This window comes from Nostoc edaphicum CCNP1411 (assembly GCF_014023275.1).
GTDB classification, from domain to species: domain Bacteria; phylum Cyanobacteriota; class Cyanobacteriia; order Cyanobacteriales; family Nostocaceae; genus Nostoc; species Nostoc edaphicum_A.
Window position 1 is genome coordinate 539,451 of sequence record NZ_CP054698.1, and the last position, 17,333, is coordinate 556,783.

Annotated in this window: 11 protein-coding genes; 2 read left to right on the plus strand and 9 right to left on the minus strand. The window is 43.9% G+C overall.

Annotation, left to right across the window (positions count from 1 at the left end):
• Positions 1-55: 55 nt before the first annotated feature.
• The gene (locus HUN01_RS05035; protein ID WP_181930355.1) at positions 56-2,194 is read right to left on the minus strand and encodes a pentapeptide repeat-containing protein; all 2,139 of its coding nucleotides are present in this window, start codon (positions 2,192-2,194) and stop codon (positions 56-58) included.
• A 182-nt stretch (positions 2,195-2,376) separates the two neighbouring features.
• Positions 2,377-2,721 carry a hypothetical protein gene (locus HUN01_RS05040; RefSeq protein ID WP_181932564.1) on the minus strand — a complete coding sequence of 115 codons (345 nt, stop codon included), beginning with the start codon at positions 2,719-2,721 and terminating at the stop codon, positions 2,377-2,379.
• A 441-nt stretch (positions 2,722-3,162) separates the two neighbouring features.
• On the opposite strand from HUN01_RS05040, the gene HUN01_RS05045 reads away from it, so the two are divergent.
• Entirely contained in the window at positions 3,163-3,594 is a 432-nt protein-coding gene (locus HUN01_RS05045) for a hypothetical protein (protein ID WP_181930356.1), read from the plus strand.
• A gap of 42 nt (positions 3,595-3,636) precedes the next feature.
• On the opposite strand, the gene HUN01_RS05050 is transcribed toward HUN01_RS05045, so the two are convergent.
• The 6 genes from HUN01_RS05050 to petB all read right to left on the minus strand — a co-directional run bounded on the left by HUN01_RS05050 (position 3,637) and on the right by petB (position 9,055).
• A complete protein-coding gene (locus HUN01_RS05050; protein ID WP_069068449.1) occupies positions 3,637-4,008 on the minus strand; it encodes a hypothetical protein in 372 nt (123 codons plus the stop codon).
• Positions 4,009-4,052: 44 nt separating this feature from the next.
• Positions 4,053-5,240: a glycosyltransferase family 4 protein gene (locus HUN01_RS05055; RefSeq protein WP_181930357.1), complete on the minus strand. Its 1,188-nt coding sequence runs from the start codon at positions 5,238-5,240 to the stop codon at positions 4,053-4,055.
• Positions 5,241-5,250: 10 nt separating this feature from the next.
• The gene (locus tag HUN01_RS05060; RefSeq protein WP_181930358.1) at positions 5,251-6,240 is read right to left on the minus strand and encodes a GDP-mannose 4,6-dehydratase; all 990 of its coding nucleotides are present in this window, start codon (positions 6,238-6,240) and stop codon (positions 5,251-5,253) included.
• 542 nt (positions 6,241-6,782) lie between these two features.
• The gene (locus HUN01_RS05065) at positions 6,783-7,226 is read right to left on the minus strand and encodes an ATP-binding protein (protein ID WP_069068486.1); all 444 of its coding nucleotides are present in this window, start codon (positions 7,224-7,226) and stop codon (positions 6,783-6,785) included.
• Between the two features lie 442 nt (positions 7,227-7,668).
• Positions 7,669-8,151, minus strand: coding sequence for a cytochrome b6-f complex subunit IV (gene petD, locus HUN01_RS05070; protein ID WP_181930359.1), 483 nt, complete (start codon positions 8,149-8,151; stop codon positions 7,669-7,671).
• 256 nt (positions 8,152-8,407) lie between these two features.
• Complete coding sequence (gene petB, locus HUN01_RS05075) at positions 8,408-9,055, minus strand: cytochrome b6 (RefSeq protein ID WP_181930360.1); 648 nt, start codon at positions 9,053-9,055, stop codon at positions 8,408-8,410.
• Positions 9,056-9,461: 406 nt separating this feature from the next.
• Between petB and ctpA the strand changes: the two genes are divergently transcribed.
• Positions 9,462-10,706 carry a carboxyl-terminal processing protease CtpA gene (gene ctpA / locus HUN01_RS05080; protein WP_181930361.1) on the plus strand — a complete coding sequence of 415 codons (1,245 nt, stop codon included), beginning with the start codon at positions 9,462-9,464 and terminating at the stop codon, positions 10,704-10,706.
• A 183-nt stretch (positions 10,707-10,889) separates the two neighbouring features.
• Here ctpA and HUN01_RS05085 read toward each other — a convergent pair whose 3' ends face one another.
• The gene (locus HUN01_RS05085; protein WP_181930362.1) at positions 10,890-17,225 is read right to left on the minus strand and encodes an ATP-binding sensor histidine kinase; all 6,336 of its coding nucleotides are present in this window, start codon (positions 17,223-17,225) and stop codon (positions 10,890-10,892) included.
• Positions 17,226-17,333 lie beyond the last annotated feature (108 nt).

A 17,333-nucleotide genomic window follows, 5' to 3' on the forward strand; every position in this document is an offset into this window, starting at 1 on the left:
TCTCCCTCATCCTCCCCTGCTCCCTGCCTCCTGCCCCTCTGCTCCCCCTCTCATTCTACGGGCAACGGGGATGAATGCCTCCTTGAGTACAAATGTAGGCTAATTGCTTGGCATCTAAATTTTTAGCTTGAGAAAAATCAACACCTTGGACTACGGCAGATACTGAGCCTAAATCTGGGGTTTGGACAAATTGATCTGCTGGATCTTGTTTGCTGGGGGCGAGAATTGCTCCCTTAAAATCTGCTCCGGTGACATTCGCCCCCCGTAAATCTGCAAGACTTAGGTCGGCATTTTGCAAGTTAACGTTTTCCATCTGGGCAGAACGCAAAACAGCACCAGCTAAACGAGTGGCGCTGAGGTTAGCATTGCTGAGATTAGCACGATCCAAATAGGCTCCTGATAAATCTGCCCCTTGCCAATCAGTGTTAGTTAAATTGGCAAAGGATAATTGTGTTCCTATAGCAGTGGCGCGACCTAAACGCGCGGCATACAGATTGGCTTCGTTCAATTTGGCGTCACCTAAATCAGCTCCAGTCAAGCTGGCTTTTTCCAAAACTGCGTTTCGCAGATCGGCTCCTACTAGTTGGGTGCTATTGAGTTTAGCGTCATATAGACGCGCATTGGATAAGTTAGCTCTATTGAGAGTGGCGCGGCTCAAGTCGGTACGGTTCATCAATACACGACTGAGGTTAGCATCAGTAAGATTGGCTTGCTGCAACTGAGCTTGGCTTAAATCAGCCATCACATCGTCGTAAGTATCCCAGCGTCCATCCTCACCCGCACTCCGGAAGCGGCTACCCTTAAAGCTGGCTTGGTTAAGATTTGCAGATTTAAACTTAACTCCTGATAAATCAAGGCTGTCTAGTACCAAGTTGAAGAAGGAACTTCCAGGAGTACCGCTTTGACCTAATTGGGTGCTACTAAGGTCAACGCCCTCGATTTTCCCGCTGTAAACAGAGAGAATCTTGTTGATCGTCCGCTGGTTTCTTTGCAGCCGCCCTTGCCGCAATTCCCGCTCTTTGGTTGCAGTGCTACCCACAGATTCCAGTTCGCTAACCAAAAACTGATTCTTATTTTTTAATTCAGGGATGGCTTGAGGCCCGACAGTTGTCAAAGCTTGTTGAATCGTATCCAGAAGACTAGAGTTGGTTTCACTAACTAATAAATCTGCCAGAAATTTAATGGATTGTGGGTCATTAAGACCACCCATAGCTAGAATTGCACTTTGGCGTTGCTCATTAGTCGCCCCAGAGTTGGGAGTCAATTGTTTGACAAGTTCGAGGAACTGTTGGCTATTAATTTGCTTGGTTGTTCGCTGGGATTGTTGAATTTGGATATAAACTTGAGTGCCAATTAAAGTTGCCAACACAGCAGTCATACTCGTCAGCCCTACCCCAAACAAAGTTAGATTGGGATTTTGTTGTATCCGCCGCCACAGATTAGGCGAATGGTTGGTTTGGGTTTCCGCTAATTCTTCATTTCCCTCCTGCCATTCTTCTGCTTCATCATTACCGCTGACAGATTGAGCTTGTCTGTTGCTAGCTAAGAGTACATCTATTGTATGAGTGCCTGCGAGTTGATCGTGCAATGCGCGACGCCCCCGACGTGACGGTAAGCCTATCCCTTCACCCACAATCATCAACAAAGACAAAAATGTGAATAATCCTAAATTCGGAAAAGCAAAGCTGTAGCGCCACAGCAGATAGGCGATGGAAATGGGTACAGTCCAACGCCCAACTCCTTCTCTAATCACCACTGCGCCCAAACCAGGTGGCTTTCCTTGCTCGTTGACAACCCGCACTTTTAACCAACGTTTAGGGATTGTGCTACCAGTCTTAGCTAGTAAATACAATTGCCACCATGAGAGAGTTACAGGTGCTAACAGGGCGATTGTCCACAAAATATTAGTTGGCCATGCGACGTTACGGATGCCATAGCTCACAGGCAAAGCTAAGGGTCTAGCGATCGCTCTTTCCGTGACTACCAGCACGGGGTTAAGCGGTACTCGGTTCAGATCGCTTCTAGAATTGGCATAGACACCAATGCCGAAGGGAATCAACCCACTAGTAACCACTAGTGTGATTTCAGCCGCCCAAGCAGCAAAACGCCTGCTTGCTAGCAACAGCGAATTGGCTCTTTCCGGTTCTTTTGACTGACCAGATTGATTACTTCTCCTGACAATTGGTGAGGTCATCGCATAATTTCCTTTGATATTATTTCTACGCCGTTCTCGGCACAATTAAAATAGACTAAGCTGATCAGCAAAAAGAAAAGCATATTGAAATAGACTTTAGAAGTCATAAGTCAGGAACCCTTTGTATTCTGGCTCCTGACTTTCATAACTCCGAGCAGAGTGCAAAGTAAATGCATGTCAACTTATTGCTTACGTTGAAAGCTACCAGACACAAAAAATTTGTATCCAACATACACTAACACTGCCAAAAGTGCCAGACTGATTACAGATGCAACTAGTTTAAACACTGCTTGCAGCATCGCCAAGCTCACTAGCACCGTTACACCCGAAACTACCAGCTTTTTTGTTCCAGATAAGCTGTTGAACCAAATCTGAAATCGCTCTAGTTGCAAGTTCAAGTTAGCAAAAACAGACTGAGGCGTTTGTTTTTGTTCTTGTGGTTCGGAAACCACCCCAGGTGGGGAATTAATTTCTGCCTCTAGCTTATCGAGGCGACGCTGTAAGTCTTCTTCTGGTTGAGGATTCATCAATTTTTTCTACCTCAGTTAGCACACTTATTCAACAGACCAGCCAAATTATATTTTTGGTGGTTGTCTTAGTGATTTTAGCTAATGTCTGTGCCTGTAAGACCTGTCTGCACAGGGAAAAATTATGTTTTTTTATTGTTGCCTTTCAGACATCAATATTTGTCAGGGCTTATGCAAACAATAGCTAAAACCCTTTTTTCAGGTAGGGGCAATTGATGAATTTTCCCCTACAGCATGTAGTTTTGCGTAAGCCCAATTTCTGATGTAGAGACGTTGCAATGCAAAGTCTCTACACACATCCATCAAATCTTCACAAACAATCCTTAACTGAATGGTATTACTTTATACGGCAGATTTTGGAACTAAGACGGCTTGCCGTCGTCTATTAAATCAGACCATATAACAATATTGCTCTAAAAAAAATCTGGAGCATTAATTAAAATGAAGACGCTTAGGCTACTTGCAATTGTTCCCACAGCTTTGGCGATGAGTTTGGTTTTCACTGAGGCTAATTTGGCACAAACACCAACAATCCAAATTAATCGGAATCTCCAACCAGATCCACTGATTTTGAACGGAAAGTCTGGGGGAACTGTGAAAAGCAATTGTGGCAATATTACCACTGAACCTAATCAAGTGATCCAGGTTACGGAGTCACTACCTTATTTGCGATTAACAGTAGAGAGTCAAGGGAAACCAACGCTATTGATCGACGGGCCTGGAGGGCGCTTTTGTGTACTAGCAGATAGTTACTCTGGAGGTAAGTCAGAACTTTCTGGTTACTGGCAGGCAGGAAAATACTCGCTGTACGTGGGCGAACTATCACAACAAGAGTATAACTACACCCTCTCAATCTCGCAAAAAAATAAATAGTCATTAGTCATTTGGACTTCGCTAATGACTAATGACCGATGACTAATCTTCCAGCGATTTGGCTGGAACTTCCACAGCAGTGACATCAATTGTGCCTTCTGGTGTGAAGCGCTGAAAATGACTATCTTGTACTAACAGTGACTCTCCACAGTTAGGACACTGCAACTGACTGTTGTTTAAACCTGTAAATTCATATCCACAGACGGGACACTGATCGGCAACCAAGTTGCGTTGCAGCCACCAACGAAAGCCAAAAAAAGCCACAATGGGTGCCAAAAACAGCAACCCGACAATAATTAGTAACGAATTGACCAACCAACCCAAGCCCAGTGATGCCAGCAACCAAATAACTGCCAGCAGGGTGAGCCAAGGTCGGAGATTTAAAAGGTTCAATTGAAATGACTTAAAGCTCATTTTTTAAATGTCGTCCTGCTCTCCTTCTAGGATAGCGATTTTAGTCATTTGTTATTGGGACTCAAAACTGAGGATATAAGCATTTTTTGCAAGTGCTGTTGGAAGGCATCTATGCCAAACAGAGCGATCGCTTGTTCTCGCAGCCACTTTCCATCACATCGCTGGTCATCCCCTTGAAGCATTTCTATACAAGCCGCTGCTACAGCATCAGGACTGCGGTGTGGTACTCGCCATCCCAGTTTACCATCCTGCAAGGGGTCAGCGGAACCATCGTCGTCACCAGATAATACAGGTACTCCACAAGCCATTGCTTCCAGATAAACAATGCCAAAGCCTTCTTGCGAAGGCATAATATAGGCATCAGCAAGGCGGTAATGTTCCATTAATTCTTCTGTAGCAACGAAACCAGCAAATACGACGCGATCGCTCACACCTAAATCTTGTGCTAGCTGCGCCAATCGCGGTTGGTCATCACCGCGACCAATTACCAAATATTTGACTTCTGGAAAAACCTGAGCGATTTGTGGTAATGCCCGAATGGTGACATCTACACCCTTGTAAATATCCCCTGACCATAACCGCGCTACTGTCATCAACACCTTAGCACCAGTAAAGCCATACTTCTGGAGTAATTCTGGCTGCTTGGAACCAGGTGTAAATTTATCTCCATCAATTGCACAAGGCATCATTTGTACCATTTTGGGGTTTAGACTATTCGCAACACAAGCGCGATCGCGGCTGTAGCGACTAATTGTCCAAATTCCAATTGCTGATATCAAGGCGCGGCGTTCTTGATTTTTCAGCGGTTCCCAGACTTCCTTACCATAAGTTAACACAGTGTAAGGAATGCCTAAAGGCTGGCAAAGAGTTTGTACTAGTACTGCTAAGTTAATATGACCGCAGAACACTTGCTGGGGACGGCTTTGCAACAGACATTTAAGTAAAGCCGCTGCCATTTGCAGTCTCCCCAAATAGGGAGACTGATTTTTAAAGTAATGAAATTTTAAGTTCTCGTCTTCAAACACATTTAAGCTATCAGGACTATCTCTTAGCAAAAAGACTTCTGCCTTGTAGTCTTGGCTCAATCCCAGATAAGCACGAAAAATATCTTTTATATATGATTGAATACCACCTTCGTGAGCAAAAATTTCTAAGAACACGAAGACATGGTTAGTTTTTTTGTTAACTTTATGACCTAACTTGAGGTTTTCTGCCACTGTAGTGATGTGCATATTAGATCATTTAAACTCGCGGTAAGGGTGCGATTGCACCACTCTGTAAGCGCTCCAAATCTGTTTTGACCATTTTTTCTAAAAGTTCCTCAAAGCTCACTTGGGGTTCCCAGCCGAGGTTTCTTTTCGCTTTACTGGGGTTAGCTACTAGTTGAAAATGCTCATCTTGCCGCAATAAACTAGTATTTAGGACTACATGGTGTGTCCAATCCAAGCCGACAGACTCAAAAGCTGTGGCAACTAAATCTCTAACACTATGCAGTTTACCTGTACCAATCACATATTCTTCGGGTTCGTCAACTTGCAACATCAGCCACATCGCTTCTACGTAATCTCCCGCAAACCCCCAATCGCGTTTGGCATCTAGATTACCCATTTCTAAGGTGTCCGTTAAACCCAATTTTATCGACGCGACTGCTAAAGAAACTTTTCGTGTGACAAACTGAGGTGCACGTAGAGGAGACTCGTGATTATATAAAATTCCGCTACAGGCAAATAGTCCATAGCGCTGTCTGTGATGCACCATCGTCCAGTGAGCGTGCATCTTAGCCGCAGCATAAGGATTTTTAGGACGGAAAGGAGTTTCCTCATCTTGAGGCGAGAGGAATACATCGCCAAACATTTCTGAACTGCTGGCTTGATAAAATCTGGTAGACAAACCAACTTTTCGTACTGCTTCTAAGAGTCTAGTAGCTGTACCAGTTATCAAGTCTAGGGTTCCCAACGGATCGTTCCAGGAGTCGGGGACAAAACTGGGAGCCGCTAGATTGTAAATTTCTTGGGGACGTAGTTGTTCAACTGCGGTCAATAGCGCCGCACTATCCCTCAAGTCAACCGTAAAAATTTCTACCTGATTTGCCAGTGTGCCCAGTTTTGTCAAATTCGGTTGTCGATGTGGAGGCACTAATCCTACAACACGATAACCACGGTTGAGAAGCAAATGGCTGAGATAGTAGCCATCTTGACCAGTAATTCCTGTAATTAGGGCTGTCTTAGTCATATTTTCTCCCCTGCTCTCTCTATCTCTTTAAGCACAAAATGGCATTTGTTGGAGAACAAAAAATAAGGCTCTCAACACTGCTGACAAATGTTAACAAGTGAGCTAGTGTAACTCGAATGCTATCTTTACTGTATTCACTAATTTTTTTTATACAAAAATATTCTTTGAAATTTTACAAAAAAATCATAATTACTAAGCAATTTCACGTAAAAAATACATTACTCCAATTCAAATAATTTTGAAAAAGGAGTATACTTTTATCAATCAAATAACTTTACATTTGAGCAAAGACTCCTTATGATGGTGCTTTTTAAAGTGAGTGGCTGAAATTTAGCAGCGGCGACCACAGGAGATTTTTTTGTCTTGCTGTTAAGTATAACCAAGCGAGCAAGAGCGTCTGTCTACGACACGCTGCGCGAACCTAGAGAAGACAAGTCCTCGCACTCCGTCGGTACTCTCTCCCTACGCCCCGCCTCCGCTCAAAAGCCAAAATTGGCATCAGAAGTATTCTTAACCTTCCTTTACCCTTGACTACTTCACTTTTACTTTTGTGCTTCTACAGAGTATTTGACGATGAGCAGGCAATTTCTACCATCTGTACCGCGTTCGTATACAACACGGTCTGCCAACCGCCGGAGGAGAAACCATCCATACCCGCCTACTTGTAGAGTACCTGGGGCTGGCTCTGCGATCGCATCAGGATTGAAAGGTTTTCCATAATCCCAAATTCTAATCTCTAGTCGGTCAATCCACAAATAAACATTAATCTCAATAGTTGTTTCCGGCGGTAAAGCATGATGAGCGTGACGAACAGCGTTGGTAAAGCCTTCTGCTAATGCTAAATTAAGGCGATCAAGTTGGGTTTTTGACCAGCCAAGTTGAGACAAATGTTGCAGACAAAATTGCTCAAACCATTCTTGCACCTGGTTTAGGAGCCTGAGTTCGCTCTTAACCGTCAGATGGTCTTGCTGCACTATAGTAAGCATTAACTGTGACTTGAATATAAGTAAACCCAAGTTGCTAGTTATTAAATTTTGCGCTACTCGCAAAATTTCTCTGACATAAAAAAATCTAAATTTACATATTCTGCGTACCAAAATACAAAACATGAACGATTTTGGCATTCGGAGGGTTGTAACTAGCAACTTACGTTAAGTAAGTAAAAAATGTTTGTATTTGTTGATTTTTGGTGATTTGAGATTCTGGAATAGTTTTTCCATCCAAAACTTCAAAATCCCAGATGCAATCTGAACTATTGAAGAAGGTAGAAGACAGGAGGCAGGTGGGAGGAAGGAATTTATCTCTTGCTTTCAACACACAGTCTTCCTGCTTCTCTTGTTAAAATTGACGCCTGTTAATTGTTTTCAAAAGCACATCTGCATCTGCTCTTGAAACTCACAGGCGTCAAAGCACTTTGTGGTGACTAATTTAGAATAGTCCCAAGGTCAAAGATTTATCCAATGGCAAAGCAGCACCAATACCCAGCCATACGGTTACAAGAGTACCAACAAGGAATACTGTGGTTGCAACTGGACGGCGGAAGGGGTTTTGGAACTTATTCACGTTCTCAATAAAGGGAACGAGGATTAGACCTACTGGTACGGAACCCATTGCTAACACTCCTAAAAGTTTGTTAGGAAGCGATCGCAAAATCTGGAAGACTGGATACAAGTACCACTCTGGCAAAATTTCCAATGGTGTGGCGAAAGGATTTGCTGGTTCACCAGTCATTGCGGGATCTAGCACAGCTAGAGCCACAATGGCAGCGAAGGAACCCATGATCACAATTGGAAAGACGTAAAGTAGATCATTAGGCCAAGCGGGTTCACCATAGTAGTTGTGACCCATGCCTTTAGCGAGTTTGGCTCTTAACTGAGGATCGCTCAGGTCAGGTTTTTTTTGTGTTGACATTTTGAAATGTGCTCTCCTGCTTAAGTTAAATTAAAGCATTTGTGAAAGCTATCAGCTACTAGGCAACCAGCAGGGGGCAAACAGTGTTTCTCTATCTACAGTCAGCCGCCTGGAGGGCATCTACAGCTTTAAGCTTCAGATACAAGTGTTTGTTTTTTGTAACTTATGTGCAATTAATTTCTTGTGTTTCATAAGTTTAAAACAAACAACTTGATCTGAAAACTGATAAATGTTGCCTTTTGCTAATAGCTAAAGATTACAAAGGACCGGAAATGCCTTGCTTGCGGATCATCAAGAAGTGAAACAGCATGAAGACTGCAATCAACCAAGGCAGTACAAAGGTGTGGGCGCTGTAGTAACGAGTTAGTGTTGCTTGACCAACACTCGAACCGCCGCGCAACAGGTCAGAAATCAGAACACCAACCACGGGAATTGCTTCTGGTACGCCGCTAACGATTTTCACAGCCCAGTAGCCAACTTGATCCCAAGGTAGGGAGTAGCCGGTAACTCCAAAGGAAACTGTAATCACAGCCAGGATCACACCACTTATCCAGGTTAGTTCGCGGGGCTTTTTGAAACCACCAGTAAGATAAACCCGGAAGACGTGCAAAATCATCATCAACACCATCATGCTCGCAGACCAGCGATGGATGGAGCGAATTAGCCAACCGAAGTTGACTTCATTCATGATGTATTCTACTGAGGAGAAAGCTTCAGTAACTGTTGGTCTGTAGTAGAACGTCATGGCAAATCCAGTGGCAAACTGGATCAGAAAGCAAACCAGGGTAATTCCACCCAGACAGTAAAAGATATTGACGTGGGGAGGGACGTACTTGCTAGTGACATCTTCAGCGAGCGCCTGAATTTCTAGGCGTTCCTCAAACCAGTCGTAAACGTTGGCCATACAATCTCAAGTTCCTAAAAGTCGGTTGCGGTTGATAAATCCCGAAGTTCTGAATCGGCAGAAGCCTTCGCTCAGACTTCTCTCCCAATTAGCAATTTTGGGATTTTAGTAAAGGGGAGTTTTTTAGTTTGCTTGTCAGCTTTTAGCGTGCTAAGAGACTTCAGAAACTTTACACTCTGTAAAGATAGAATATATTGCGATCTCTTTACGCCCCTACACACAAAATGGTGGACACAAAGTAGATTTTATCCTTTGGTGAGTGGATACGATGCATCAGTTGACTGAACAACTTGATGAGAAAAATGCACCACTTCTATAAAAAAAGTAACATAATCGAGAGATAGATTTCATCAACAACAGGGGAAGTGAGCATTTCTAGCCAATTTGGGTTGAGGTGGAATTGATAATGGGGTTCATGAACAAACAAGTCTTTCGGGTTGGATTTTCATTGCTAATGGCGTTTTGGTTGGCGTTGGGTACGCTCACCCAGCCGGCTCTGGCTTTGACGACGGAACAAAAGCTGGTTTCGGAAGTTTGGCGAATTGTTAATCGCACTTATCTAGATGAGACGTTTAATCATCAAAACTGGGCAGCAGTCAGGCAAAAGGTTCTGGAGAAGCCATTGGCAGACTCAAATGCCAGTTATGCGGCAATTGGGAAAATGCTCAAGAGCCTCGACGATCCTTTTACCCGTTTTTTAGATCCAGAACAGTATCGCAGCTTGCAGGTAAATACTTCTGGGGAACTGACTGGGGTAGGATTACAAATTGCCTTGAATTCTGAGAATGGGAAGTTAGAAGTAGTGGCTCCCATCGCCGGTTCACCGGCAGATAAAGCGGGGATTAGACCACGCGATCGCATTCTCAAAATTGAAGGCGTCTCTACAGAAAATCTCACCCTTGATGAAGCTGCAACCAGAATGCGCGGGCCGAGTGGCAGCCTTGTCACTTTACTGATCGAACGGGACGGAGAAGCAGAAACGGAAATTAGACTGACACGCGATCGCATTGCTCTTAACCCTGTGGTTTCCGAATTGCGTGTTTCTACGGACAATACGCCTATTGGTTACCTACGCCTGACTCAATTCAATGCCAACGCCTCAACGGAATTGGCACACGCTATTTCTAGTCTAGAAAAAAAAGGGGCTGCTGCCTACATTCTAGATTTACGAAATAATCCTGGGGGGCTATTGCAATCAGGAATTGAAATCGCCCGTCTTTGGTTAGACTCTGGCACCATCGTTTACACTGTTAACCGACAAGGCATTCAGGGCAGTTTTGAAGCCCTTGGCCCAGCCCTGACGAACGATCCTCTGGTGATTTTGGTGAATCAAGGAACTGCTAGTGCCAGTGAGATTCTCGCCGGCGCACTCCAAGATAATGGTCGCGCACAGTTGGTAGGCGAAACCACCTTTGGAAAAGGCTTAATTCAATCCTTATTTGAATTATCAGATGGTTCGGGCTTGGCAGTCACAATTGCTAAGTATGAAACTCCTCAACACCGGGATATTAACAAACTAGGTATTAAACCGGATACAGTTATTTCCCAAGCAGCCATTAACCGCGAAGAGATTGGCACTGAAGCGGATCTGCAATATCAAGCAGCAGTACAACTTTTGGTGAAAAATTCGGTGGTGGCGGGGAAGGCTTGAAGAGTGCTGAGTTCTGAGTGCTGAGTGCTGAGTAGGGAATCTCACTTATTACTCAGCATTCAATACGGTTCGGTTAAGGTTTTTTGATGAAAATTCTACCTAAAAATGCGATAAATCATCACAAAGACATAGTTAGGGCAGCGACAATTTATTTTTATCCTACAAAAACTGCAATTATCTCATTTATGCCGACAATGGTAGCTGAATCATAAATTCAGTTCCTTCGCCAAGTTGAGAATTAACTTCGATCGCTCCGCCATGTTTTTCTACAATAATTTGACGGGCGATCGCGAGTCCTAATCCTGTTCCTTTGCCAACAGCTTTCGTCGTAAATAAATGGTCAAATATCTTTTGTTTTACCTCTTGAGCCATTCCCTTCCCATTGTCAGCAATTGTAATTTTTACACCTTTAATTTCTAGTGATGTTTTAATTGTTATGCGGTTAGGATTAATCTGAATTTCCTCAAAACTCCGATTTGTATTTGATTCATCCAATGCATCAATGGCATTTGCTAAGATATTCATAAATACTTGATTTAATTGTCCAGGAAAACACTCAACTTGAGGTAAAGTGATGTACTCAGTTATCACTTCAATTGCAGGGCGTTGCTCGTTAGCCTTGAGACGATGTTTCAAAATTAAAATCGTGCTGTCGATGCCTTGATGAATATTAAACGGCACTTTATAATCTTTATCGGCACGGGAGAAAGTTCGTAAACTGGTGCTGATATTTTTTAGGCGATCGCACGCCATAGTCATAGAATCAATCATCTTGGGCAAGTCTTCTAAGCTATAATCCAAGTCGATTTCTTCGGCGTGATTAAGAATTTGATCATTTTTGTTGGGTAAACTTTCTTGATAAAGCTTTAAGTGTTCAAAAATATCAGCAACAGTGGGTTTAGCTTGCTTGAGACTAGCAGCTATAAAACCAAGGGGATTATTCATTTCGTGAGCCACACCAGCAACTAGATTCCCCAGCGCTGACATTTTTTCACTTTGGACAATTTGCAATTGGGCGTTTTGTAAATCGTTCAATGCTTGTTGCAAATCTTGTGATTTTTGCTGCAAGGCAAGTTCAGCTTGTTTGCGTAAGCGAAGCTCCTCGTAGAGATCGCTAATATCTCGCATCACAACTACCGCACCTGCTTTGTTACCCGAAGGATCGAAGATCGCTTGTCCGCTAGCTAACAAAATTCTCTTAGAACCATGCTTTGGCGCAATTACCATTTCGGCATTTTCGACTATTTCCCCTTGCAAGGCACGAAACAAAGGAATTTCGGTTTTTAATAGAGGTGTTTGACCATCAGGTTGATAAAGATCGAAGTATTCTGCCCATTGTTCTGCTGGTAATGATTCTACTGGTAAGCCATGAAATTCACGAGTTGCTTTGTTAAATAGAGTCAATTTACCATTAGCATCACAAACAACAATCCCATCTGTAATATTGTGAATGATGGCATTCAAAAACTCTCGTTCTTTGGCTAGAGATGCTTCGGCCTGTTTGCGTAAGCGTAGCTCGTTGTAGACATCGCTAATATCAATCATCACCCCATCCCAGACGATTGCGCCATCGACTTGTCGCTCTGGCCGAGCAAGAGATTGAATCCATTTTACGGTTCCTGAAGGCAGGATAATCCGACATTCTATGTCAAATGGTGTCAGATTTTGAGCAGAGTAGGCGATCGCTTGGGCAATAGCTGGTTGATCGTCAGGATGATTCATGGCGTAAAGGCTATGCGTCCCTGTCATCACTGATTCTGGTTCTAAGCCATACAAGTCCAAACAGCCAGAGCTAACGTAGGGTGTTGAAGTTGAACCGTCAGCCGCCAAACGGAATTGGTACACCATACCAGGAATATTATTCGTCAAATTTTGGAAGCGGATTTCATTAGCCTGCAATTTGGCTAGAGATTGTGTTAATTGTTGAGCGTAGTTCTGGGAATTTCGATAAAGTCGGGCATTTTCGAGAGAAATTGCAGTTTGAGCGCAAAGTAAATTCAGTAGCTCAACGCGATCGCTTGTAAAGGCTCCAGTTGCCAAATTGTTTTCCAAATACAAAATGCCCAGCAACTTACCCTGATGCAAAATCGGGATGCACAAGATACTTTTGGGCTGCTGTTGCTGAATATACGGGTCATTAATTAATTGCTGATGCACCGTAGCATCAATAATCACTGCTGGTTGTAAGTTGCGTTTGATGTTATTAATTAAGCCAATTGGTACATCAACAGAGTCTTCAACGGGCTGCGGGTTGAGCAACATCGGGAAAAAATCGATGTTGGTCGTCTGGTTTTGTACCCCGCTCAGGGAAACCTGTGCTAACGCCTGAACTAGCAACCGATCTGACTCCAAAAGTATGAATACACACTTATCGGCTCCAGCATTTTGAATGACAATATGCAGCAAAGCTGAAAGCAGTTTTTCGAGTTCGATTTCCCCAGAAAGGGTTTGAGAAGCTTTGAGAATGGCTGCTAAATCTAAAGCAACAGATACGCTGCTACTACTGGAAGTGCCGGAACTGGTGGAGGTGAAACTCTCCAATGTAAAGACAGTTTCGTTAGTTGAGAGGGGAGAACGGGTTTGCTGGAGGATGGGGGCGAGGAGTTGGGGATAGTGTCGTTCCAAGTCGGCAACTTTGGCTTTAGCGCCCCAACGAGCATAGCCATAGTAGGCTTGGGTGATGTATTCTTGGGCAATGCGCCATTTACCCCAGTCGAGGTAGAACTTAGCTGCTAGTTCGTTTGCAAGTGCTTCTTCTTGGGTGTAGCCGTGTTCTTTCGCAAGGGCAATGGCGCGATCGTACAATTCTATGGCCTCGGCTTTTTCATTTAAAACTCGACACCGTTCTGCGGCAACTAGCGCACAGCGGTGAGTCTGATTGCTGGGTGCATGAGATGCCCACTCCTGGAGTTTCTCTTGATGGGCAAAAACCCGATCTAGAATAGCTGTTTGCTCTGTCTGACTGGCTGTTGAATAAATCGCTAATCGCACCAGCGCATCGTAGAAATAGAACAGCGGAAGGTGCATGAGTCCTACTGCTGCTCCCAAATACTGTTCTGTTAGACGGGCATTTTCTAACGCTTGTTCATGTCGATGGAACAGATAGGAAAGAAGGAGTTTATTAAAATAAAGTTGACAGAGTGCCAGTAATTGATTGGCTTCGAGATGAAACTGAATCATCTCGTCCTCATCATAGTCTTTACTACACAACCGATCCGGTTCGGGCGTAGGTTCGAGCAGATTGAGTATCGCTTGGTAGTAAATACTTTGAATGTGCAGGTAGCCATCCTGACGATATTGCTGGATGATCTTGCGGTGCAAGTCCATCACTTGTTTGAGGGCAGAAAGTTCTTGTCCAGTGAAATAAGCGGTGTAGCTGTAGCACATGAGACTGAGGGCAATATATTCAATATCACCCGTTTCGAGTCCACTGGCGTAAGCTTGCAGAAATCCATCCAGGGTATCTTTGGCGGGTTCTTGCCAATGTCTGAGCGAGACGTTAAATCCAAAAATGGTTTTAGCCGCGAATTTGCGAGCATTAATGTGCTGCAATAGATTCATCCCTAGTTGTCCAAAGCGATAGCCCGCATCAATATCTTTTAAGATCGCAACCAGCATCAACCCGTACTGAACATAGCCATAGGTTGACTCTGTTGCATTCCCGTATTGCACGGATAAATCGACTTGAATAAAGGTGAGCAAGGGTAATAGGTTTGGAGCAATTTGATAAGCAACAGACATAATGTTCGATATCACAGTCATTGCCGCTTTTTGCTCCAGTGCGGTCATTTCGGGTAACTCCAACAGTGATTCAATCGATCTGTTGTCCAGGAGTGTTTGAGTATGTTGGAGCGCCTGATTGATTTCTACCTGGGTAAGTTCCTCTGGCAGATATACCCCCAGGTGTTTGAGGACTTCTCGTGCCAGCCGCAAAGCTTCTAGATATTGATTTTGGGCAATGCAAGCTTGGATTTTAGCCTGATAGGTCGTGACGCGATCCAGCCAGGAATGGGTATGAGTCAGCACTGTTTCTGCTAACTGCTCCATCTGTTCAAAATCGGTAGTCAGGTAAGCGGCTTCTGTTGCACCTTCGTAGAGGGCGAGACAGAGATTGTATTGATTTTGCCAGCGATCGCTAGGCAGCAGATCAATGCCTGTCTTCAAATAGGCGATCGCAGCACTGTAAGCTGTTGCTGATCTCGCTTTACGTCCAGCAGCAAGGTTCAACTGGGCGAGTTCCTGGCGTTGAGATGGTTGGGTAATCAAAGATTGTCCGACATTGAGATGATTGACGATATCGAACAGTTTTTCGCCCTGATCGTTAAGCGAAGTCTTCTGTAACAACAATTGCCCAATTTTGAGATGAGTTGCCTGTTTTTGGTCGTCAGGAATCAAAGAGTAGGCAGATTGTTGGACGCGATCGTGCAAAAATTTGTAACCTGTCTTTTGTCCATTGTCATTTGTCCTTTGCAAATGACCAATGACCAATGACGAATCTTGATAAAACTTGTAAACCTCATTGGTGGGAATAATCAATCCTTCTTGCAATGCTTTCCACAAGTCTGAGGCAGTTTCCATCTGTGACTTTTCAGAGACGATCGCTAACGTCGCCAAATCAAACTGATTCCCAATACAGGCTGCCAGTTTCAAAACATTTTGAGTGTTGGGTGGCAATTTCTGAAGCTGTTGTGCCATAAATTCCACCACATCATCGGTGAAAGCAAGGGATTGTACTTGCGCTACATCAAACTGCCAAAGACCTGCCTCGAAATCAAAGGTAATCAGCCCATCCTCATGTAGTGCTTTCAAAAACTGAGTTGTGAAAAAGGGATTGCCTTTGGCTTTTTGATAGACTAACTCTGTCAACGGCAATGCTTGTTCCGTTGCACAACTGAGGGAATCAGAGATTAAATGGTTCACATCTGCTTGACTCAATGGAAATAGAGTCAGAGTGTTAACGCTGGAGGATGCTTTTTCAATTTCATCTACCGTTAACATCAGTGAATGAGCTGCAAAAACCTCGTTATCGCGGTATGCACCAATAATGAATAGATAGCCGCAATCGCTCTGAGACATTAACAACTTCAGCAAATTGAGCGATGCTAAATCTGCCCACTGTAAATCATCGAGAAATATTACCAACGGATGCTCTCTGGTGGTGAAGACTTGAATAAACTTCTGGAACAGCAGATTAAAGCGGTTCTGTGCCGCACTACCCGATAGTTGGGCGAACGCAGGCTGTTTGCCGATCAGCTGCTCTAATTCAGGAATCACCTCAATCAGGAGTTGTCCGTTCTCTCCAACTGCTGCTGAAATCTGGCTCTGCCATTGCTCCAGTTGAGTATCGCTTTCATTAAGCAACTGTCCCATCAAATCACGAAAGGCTTGTACAAACGCAGACAGAGGAATGTTGCGGTTGAATTGGTCGTATTTGCCCTTGATGAAGTAGCCATTCCATCGCACAATCGGCTTATGCACTTCATTGACGACTGCGGTTTTGCCAATGCCAGAGAAACCTGCCACCAGCATCAGTTGGCAGCCACCATTGGCGACATGACCAAATGCCTCTAGTAAAGTCTGTACCTCCGATTCCCGCCCATAGAGTTTTTCCGGTATGAGAAAGCGATCGCTGATATCTCGCTGTCCTAAATCAAACCAGGTGTGTTTGCCTGTTTCTCGCCACTGTTCTAAGCAGGTAACAAGGTCATGTTTGAGTCCCATAGCACTCTGATAGCGGTCTTCGGCGTTCTTCGCCATCAGTTTGTGGATAATCTCGCCCAGCATCAATGGCAAATCGGGGTTGAAATCGCAGACGCAGGGTGGTAGTTTCGCAATGTGGCAATGCACCAACTCCATCGGGTCATAGGACTCAAAGGGCAGTTTTCCGCTCAGTAGTTCAAAGAAAGTTATACCTAATGAATAGAAGTCGCTACGGTAGTCAATGCCCTTGTTCATCCGTCCGGTTTGCTCTGGCGACAGATAGGCTAGTGTTCCCTCCAGTCCCTTGATGCTCTGGATCTCCTGGGTTTCTCGTGGTAAGAGTGAGGCAATACTGAAGTCAATCAACTTGATTTGTTTGGTGTCAGGGTGAATCAAGATGTTGGCTGGCTTAATATCTTTGTGAATGATGCGCTGTTGATGTAACTGGTGTAAAGTGTCTAGCAGTTGCAAAGCAATTGGTAAAAATTGCTCTAATGTTAGTGTTTTTCCTTGAGTAAATTGCCGCAAGGAAACACCACCAAAGTCTTCCATGACTAGAACATAGCCATTATGATAGGCTTCCAGACTATAAGGTTTGATAATGCCGGGAATATCTATGTTTTTAGCGATCGCATATTGGTTGCGAAACTGTACTAATTCACTAAAAGTCGGGTATTCTCGTTTTAAGAGCTTGATGACAACTGGCAGGCGATCGCATTCTCTAACTGCCCGATACACTTGGGTGCGAGAACCTGAATATAGTTGTTCTATAGTTCGGTAGCCAGCGATCCTTAAAGTTCCATCAACTTTGGCGCTCATAAGTTTTTACGAGAATATCTGTATACTAGCGTTATAATTCCCAGGACAATATCTTGGTTAACAAACGTTAGAAAACTGTAATTGAGCAAAACAGTTCCGAGTTCAGTT

Bases quoted from the DNA above. Each gene is read 5' to 3' on its own strand.
- HUN01_RS05050 (WP_069068449.1), bottom strand. From the start codon at position 4,008: ATGAGCTTTAAGTCATTTCAATTGAACCTTTTAAATCTCCGACCTTGG.
- HUN01_RS05065 (WP_069068486.1), bottom strand. From the start codon at position 7,226: ATGCTTACTATAGTGCAGCAAGACCATCTGACGGTTAAGAGCGAACTC.
- HUN01_RS05035 (WP_181930355.1), bottom strand. From the start codon at position 2,194: ATGACCTCACCAATTGTCAGGAGAAGTAATCAATCTGGTCAGTCAAAA.
- HUN01_RS05040 (WP_181932564.1), bottom strand. From the start codon at position 2,721: ATGAATCCTCAACCAGAAGAAGACTTACAGCGTCGCCTCGATAAGCTA.
- HUN01_RS05045 (WP_181930356.1), top strand. From the start codon at position 3,163: ATGAAGACGCTTAGGCTACTTGCAATTGTTCCCACAGCTTTGGCGATG.
- petB (WP_181930360.1), bottom strand. From the start codon at position 9,055: ATGGCCAACGTTTACGACTGGTTTGAGGAACGCCTAGAAATTCAGGCG.
- petD (WP_181930359.1), bottom strand. From the start codon at position 8,151: ATGTCAACACAAAAAAAACCTGACCTGAGCGATCCTCAGTTAAGAGCC.
- HUN01_RS05060 (WP_181930358.1), bottom strand. From the start codon at position 6,240: ATGACTAAGACAGCCCTAATTACAGGAATTACTGGTCAAGATGGCTAC.
- ctpA (WP_181930361.1), top strand. From the start codon at position 9,462: ATGGGGTTCATGAACAAACAAGTCTTTCGGGTTGGATTTTCATTGCTA.
- HUN01_RS05085 (WP_181930362.1), bottom strand. From the start codon at position 17,225: ATGAGCGCCAAAGTTGATGGAACTTTAAGGATCGCTGGCTACCGAACT.
- HUN01_RS05055 (WP_181930357.1), bottom strand. From the start codon at position 5,240: ATGCACATCACTACAGTGGCAGAAAACCTCAAGTTAGGTCATAAAGTT.